The 6,214-nt window shown below is 79.6% G+C and carries 4 protein-coding genes; all 4 read left to right on the forward strand.

The window, feature by feature from the left end; all coding sequences use genetic code 11:
• The first annotated feature begins 353 nt into the window (after nucleotides 1-353).
• Nucleotides 354-1,640 (forward strand): ThuA domain-containing protein, encoded by a 1,287-nt coding sequence (locus tag HCK00_RS26515; RefSeq protein ID WP_168104589.1) that lies wholly within the window; start codon nucleotides 354-356, stop codon nucleotides 1,638-1,640.
• A gap of 368 nt (nucleotides 1,641-2,008) precedes the next feature.
• Complete coding sequence (locus HCK00_RS26520) at nucleotides 2,009-3,100, forward strand: inositol-3-phosphate synthase (RefSeq protein WP_168104590.1); 1,092 nt, start codon at nucleotides 2,009-2,011, stop codon at nucleotides 3,098-3,100.
• A 371-nt stretch (nucleotides 3,101-3,471) separates the two neighbouring features.
• Nucleotides 3,472-4,659, forward strand: a complete 1,188-nt coding sequence (locus tag HCK00_RS26525) for a UbiA family prenyltransferase (RefSeq protein ID WP_375782017.1) — start codon at nucleotides 3,472-3,474, stop codon at nucleotides 4,657-4,659.
• Nucleotides 4,656-5,822 carry a sugar phosphate isomerase/epimerase family protein gene (locus HCK00_RS26530; protein WP_168104588.1) on the forward strand — a complete coding sequence of 389 codons (1,167 nt, stop codon included), beginning with the start codon at nucleotides 4,656-4,658 and terminating at the stop codon, nucleotides 5,820-5,822. Before HCK00_RS26525 ends, HCK00_RS26530 begins: the two co-directional genes overlap by 4 nt.
• The last annotated feature ends 392 nt before the right edge of the window (nucleotides 5,823-6,214 follow it).

Consider the following 6,214-nt stretch of genomic DNA (forward strand, 5'->3'; position numbering starts at 1 on the left):
CCTCCCCCCCCCCCCTCCCCCCCCCTCCCCCCCCCCCCCCCCCCCCCCTTCCTGCTTTGGGGGGGGCACTCCCCCCCCCCCCCCCCCGCCCCCCCCCGGGGGGGGGGGCCCCCCCCCCCCCCCCCCCCCGCCACCGGTCCCCGCGCCGCCCCGGCCGGCCACACCACCGGCCGGGCCGGCCCGCCCCCTCGCTTCCCCGGTACCGGAGGAAGGAGCACCACCCCGTGCACACCCCCTGGCAGACCACCCGCCCCACGCCGCCCCCCGGGTCCGGCCCGGGCGGCCGCGCCGCCCGGCGGCTCTCCGGCCGCCTCACCGCCACCGCCCTCTCCGCCGTCCTCCTGCTCGGCGCCATGGCCCTCCCCGGCAGCGCCGCGCCGCTCGGCGACGACCACGCCACCGCCGACGCCGACCGGATCCTCGTCTTCTCCAAGACGGCCGGTTTCCGCCACGACTCCATACCCGAGGGCATCGCCGCCCTGGAGAACCTCGGTACCGAGCACGGCTTCACCGTGGACGCCACCGAGGACGCCGCGGACTTCACCGCCGCCAACCTCGACCGCTACGACGCCGTGGTCTTCCTCTCGACCACCGGCGACGTCCTCGGCGACGACCAGCAGAACGCCTTCGAGGAGTACATCGCCGCGGGCGGCGGCTACGTCGGCATCCACGCCGCCGCCGACACCGAGTACGACTGGCCCTTCTACGGCGGCCTCGCCGGCGCCTACTTCGAGAGCCACCCGCACATCCAGCCCGCCACCGTCACCGTCGAGGACCGGGCGCACGCCGCCACCGCCCACCTCGGCCCCGCCTGGGAACGCACCGACGAGTGGTACAACTACCGCAGCAACCCGCGGGACACCGCCCGCGTCCTGGCCAGCCTGGACGAGACCTCGTACGAGGGCGGCACCATGGACGGGGACCACCCCATCGCCTGGTGCCAGGAGTACCAGGGCGGCCGCGCCTTCTACACCGGCGGCGGCCACACCAAGGAGTCGTACGCCGAACCGGAGTTCCTCACCCACCTCCTCGGCGGCATCCGCTACGCCACCGGCGCCGTCCAGGCCGACTGCCGGCCGGAGAGCGGCTACACCCCGCTCTACGACGGGGCCGCCGCCGGCCTCGGCGACTGGCGCCAGGCCGGCCCCGGCTCCTTCACCGAGGACGAGGGGACCCTCACCTCCTCCGGCGGCATGGGCCTGCTCTGGTACGGCAAGCCCTTCCAGTCCTACTCCCTGAAGCTCGACTGGCGCATGGCGGGCGACGACAACTCCGGCGTCTTCGTGGGCTTCCCCGCCTCCGAGGACCCCTGGTCGGCCGTCGAGCGCGGGTACGAGATCCAGATCGACGCCACCGACGCCGCCGACCGCACCACCGGCGCGATCTACGGGGTGCAGTCCGCCGACATCGAGGCCCGTGACCGGGCGCTCAACCCGCCGGGGGAGTGGAACACCTACGAGATCCGGGTCGAGGGCGAACGCCTCCAGGTCCTGCTCAACGGCGTGCTCGTCAACGACTTCGTCAACCGGGACCCCCGGCGCAGTCTCCGCAACGGCCACATCGGCCTGCAGAACCACGGGGACGAGGACGAGGTGTCCTTCCGCAACATCCGCGTCCAGAAGCTGCGGCAGGGCTCGTAAGGGCCCCTGACGCCGCGCGGCTCCCGCGGCGGCCCCGCGCACCACGGGGCCGCCGCAACCGGCCGCACCGCTCGCGCCACCTGTACTGGCCGCACTACCCATACCGCTCGCACCACCCGTACCGCCCGCGCACGCCCCGGCGTGCCCGCCGTTGCGCGACCCCCGTCGCGCGCCCGTCCCCAGGGAGGCAGCCCGTGACGCACGACCCGCACCCCACCGGCCCCCGGCCCGGCGACCCGCAGGCCACCGACGGCGGCCGGCCCGCCGTACCGCCGTCCGGGCCGGACGGGCCGGACGGGCGCCCCGGGCCGGACCGGCAGGACACGGGCCGGACGGGTACCGGCGGGACGGCCCGGCCGCGCACCGGCGTGTGGCTGGTCGGCGCGCGCGGCTCCGTGGCGGTCACCACCGTCGCCGGGGCCGCCGCGCTGGCGGCCGGGCTGCACCCGCCGACCGGCATGGTCACCGAGACCCCGCCCTTCGCCGGGTGTGGCCTGCCCCCGCTGGACACCCTCGTCTTCGGCGGCCACGACACCGCCACCTGCCCGCTGCCCAAGCGGGCCGAGGCCCTCGCCGAGGGCGGAGTCCTGCCGCACGGTCTCCCCGCCGCCGTCCGGGCCGAACTCGCCGCCGCCGACGCCGCGATCCGCCCCGGCGGCCCGCTGCCCGGCGACACCCGCGGCGACGAGGAACTCATCGGCGCCTTCGCCGCCGACCTCACCGCCTTCCGGGCGGATCGCGGGCTGAACCGCGTCGTCGTCGTCAACGTCGCCTCCACCGAACCCGCGCCCGCCCCCGGCACCGGCCGGCTGCCGGCCAGCTCCCTCTACGCGGCCGCCGCCCTCCGCGCCGGCTGCCCCTACGTCAACTTCACCCCGTCCACCGGGCTGCACCACCCGGCGCTGGCCGAGGCGGCCGCGGACGCCGGCCTGCCCTACGCGGGACGGGACGGCAAGACCGGCCAGACGCTGCTCCGTTCCGTCCTGGCGCCGATGTTCCTCCACCGCGCGCTGCGGGTCCGCGCCTGGTCCGGTTCCAACCTGCTCGGCGGGGGCGACGGCGCGGCCCTCGCCGACCCGGCCGCCGCGGCGGCGAAGAACGCCGGCAAGGAGCGCGTCCTCGCCGACACCCTGGGCACCGTGCCGGAGGGAGAGGTGCACATCGACGACGTCCCGGCGCTCGGTGACTGGAAGACCGCCTGGGACCACATCGCCTTCGACGGCTTCCTCGGCTCCCGCATGGTCCTCCAGACCATCTGGCAGGGGTGCGACTCGGCGCTCGCCGCCCCGCTCGTGCTGGACCTGGCCCGCCTCACCGCCGCCGCGCACGCCAAGGGGATCACCGGGCCCGTGCCCGGCCTGGGCTTCTACTTCAAGGACCCGGACTCCGGGCCCTCCGGCCTCTCCGAACAGTGGGGCGAACTCCTCGGCCTCGCCGGCCGGCTGGGGGAGGACGGATGACGGCTTCCGGTCACCCGCCGGGGCGGTTCCCCGGCCCCTCCGGCGGCGCCAACGGCCGCCCGCCCGCGGGGCGCGTGCCCCGGCTGACCGAACTGGGCGGCGCGCACCCCCGGCCGGACGCCGGCCGCGGCGACGGGGACACCACCGTCCCCGTCGGCCCCGGTACCCCCGGGACCACGGGGAGCACGCCCGCCGCCCGGACCGGTCCCGCCGGGACCGGGGGTGCCGGGAGCCCCGGGGCGCGGGGGAGTGGCGCGGGCGTGCCAGGCGCCGGACGGACCGCCGGGCGAGCCACCGGACGGTCCGGCGGACGGTCCGGCGGGCGGGGCGGCGGGCGGGGCGGCGGCCGGGCGCGGGCCTGGCTCGAACTCCTGCGTGTCTCCGCCCTGTTCAGCGTTCCCGGCGACGGGCTCGCCGGTGCCGCGGCGGCCGGGTACGCCCCCAACCGGGGCACGGCCCTCGCGGTCTGCTCCTCCCTCTGCCTCTACGAGGCGGGCATGGCGCTCAACGACTGGTCCGACCGGCACGAGGACGCGGCCGAGCGACCGCACCGCCCGCTGCCCTCGGGCCGGATCAGCCCCGCCGCCGCCCTCGGCGCCGCCGCCGGGCTCACAGCGGCCGGACTGGGGCTCGCCGCGGCCGCCGGGCGTCCGGCGCTGCTCACGGCCACCACGCTCGCCGGCACCGTCTGGGCGTACGACCTGCGGCTCAAGCACACCGCGGCGGGCCCGGCCGCGATGGCCGCGGCGCGGGGCCTGGACCTGCTGCTCGGCGCGGTGGCCACCGTCACGCGGGCGGCGGGACCCCGGCCCGGGAGGCCGCCCGGCCCCCTGACCGGGCGGCCGGCGCACGGGCCGGCGGACACCCGCGCGGTACCGGGCGGCGGGCTCGCCCCTGCCCGCGCGGCGGCCGTCGCCGGCACCGGCCACGCGCCGCCGGGACCGTCCCCCGCCTCCCCGTCCCGGCCGGGCGCGGACACCGCACCCCCCGGGCCGGTCACCGGGGGCGCCCTCCCGCCCCGCCCGGGCGGTACGCCCGCGGGTGACGCCGCGCGGCGGGCGCTGTCCGCCGCCACCCTGCTCGCCGCGCACACCGCGGCCGTCACCCTCGTCTCCCGCCGGGAGACGACGGGCGGTTCGACGGCGCTGCCGCTGGGCGCGCTGGCCGTCGTGGCGGCCGTGGCCCGGTCGGCCGCCCCCGGGCGCGCGGGCCACCGCGCCACGGATCCCGGCCCGGATCCGGCCGGCGCCACCGCGCGGCCGCAGAGGCCGGTGGACGCTGCGCAAGCGCCGGCCGCGGCGCGTGCCGCGGGGCCGGAACGTGCCGTGCGGTCGCTGGCCGCCGCCGTCTACGGCGCGACCGCCGCCCGCCCGTTCCTGCACGCCGCGCTCAACCCGTCGCCGCACCTCTACCAGCGGGCCGTCGGTGGCGGCATCCGCGCCATGATCCCGCTCCAGGCCGCGCTCGCCGCCCGCGCGGGCCGCCCCGGCACCACGGCCGCCCTGCTGGCGCTGGTGCCGCCGGCCCGCCGGCTGTCCCGGAAGGTGAGCCCCACATGACCGCTCTCCCGCCGCCGGCGGACCCGCCGGACCCGGGATCCGCCCCCCGTGACGCGCCGCTCCCGCCGGCCCGGCCCGCCCCGGCGGCTCCCGGCCCGTCACCCGCTCCCGGCGGTGAGCCCGGCCCGGACCGCACCACCGTGCCCACCGCCGTACCGGGCGCAGGACCCACCGCCCGGCCCGGCGCCGCGCCCGCGCTCCGGTTCGGGTACGGCACCAACGGCCTCACCGATCTCCGTCTCGACGACGCGCTCGCCCTCCTGGCCGATCTCGGCTACGACGGCGTCGGGCTGACGCTCGACCACATGCATCTGGACCCCGTGGGCCCCGGTCTGGCCGAGCGCACGGCCCGCGCCGCCCGCGGCCTCGCCCGGCACGGCCTGTCCGTCACGGTGGAGACGGGCGCCCGCTACGTCCTGGACCCGCGCCGCAAGCACGGGCCGGCCCTGCTGGACGACGACCCGGAGGCCCGGCGCGCGCGGACCGGGCTGCTGCTCACGGCGGTACGCGTCGGCGCGGACCTCGGCGCGCACGCCGTGCACTGCTTCAGCGGCGTCCTCCCCGCCGGTGTGGCGGAGGAGACGGGGTGGCGGCGGCTCGCCGAGTCTCTCACCCCGGTCGTGGAGGCCGCCGCGGACGCCGGTGTCCCCCTCGCCGTCGAGCCCGAGCCCGGCCACCTCCTCGGCGACCTGGGCGGCTTCCACCGGCTCCGGCGCGAGCTGGGGGACCCCGCGCCGGACGCCGTGGGCCTCACCCTGGACCTCGGCCACTGCCAGTGCCTGGAGCCCCTCCCGCCCGCGGACTGTGTACGGGAGGCCGCGCCCTGGCTGCGCCACGTGCAGATCGAGGACATGCGGCGCGGGAGGCACGAGCATCTGCCCTTCGGGGAGGGCGAGATCGACTTCCCGCCCGTGCTCGCCGCCCTGCGGGAGAGCGGATACCAGGGCCTGGTCGGTGTCGAACTGCCGCGCGACTCCCACCGGGGACCCGAACTCGCGCGCCGCTCACGGGTGTTCCTGGCGCGGGCCGAGGCGGAGGCCGCGTCGGTGGCCGTGGCCGGAACCGTTCCCCCCGCCTCCGGCCGCGCCCCGGACCCCGCCGGGCGGATCCCCGGCCGGGAGCCCGCCCCCGGTCCCGCCCGCTCCGGAACAGGAGGACGCTGATGCCGCCGGCGCCGTCACCCGTACCCCCGGAGGGGCAGCCGTCCGGTGCCGTACCGTCAGGTCCGGCGGGTGGAGCGCCCGGGACTCCGGGGGAACCCCCGGTTCCGCCCGGGGACCTGCACGCCCGCCTCGCGGGGCGCCTGTCCCCACCGGGGCGGCGGTGGCTGGACGAGGCCCTGGCGGCGGCGCGCGAAGCCGCCGGGGGAACCGCCGGGAACGACGCCTCCGCCCCGGCGTCCGGGCCGGCGCCCGGCGCCGGCCACCCGCCGGAGGCACCGGCCGTCCCCCGGGAGGCCCCCCCCCCCCGGGGCCGCCCCCCCCCCCCCCCCCCCCCGCGCCCCCCCCCCTCCCCCCCCCCCCCCCCCCCCCCCCCCCGCCCCCCCCCGGCCCGG

The sequence above is a fragment of the Streptomyces zingiberis genome (assembly GCF_012034935.1).
GTDB classification, from domain to species: Bacteria; Actinomycetota; Actinomycetes; order Streptomycetales; family Streptomycetaceae; genus Streptomyces; species Streptomyces zingiberis.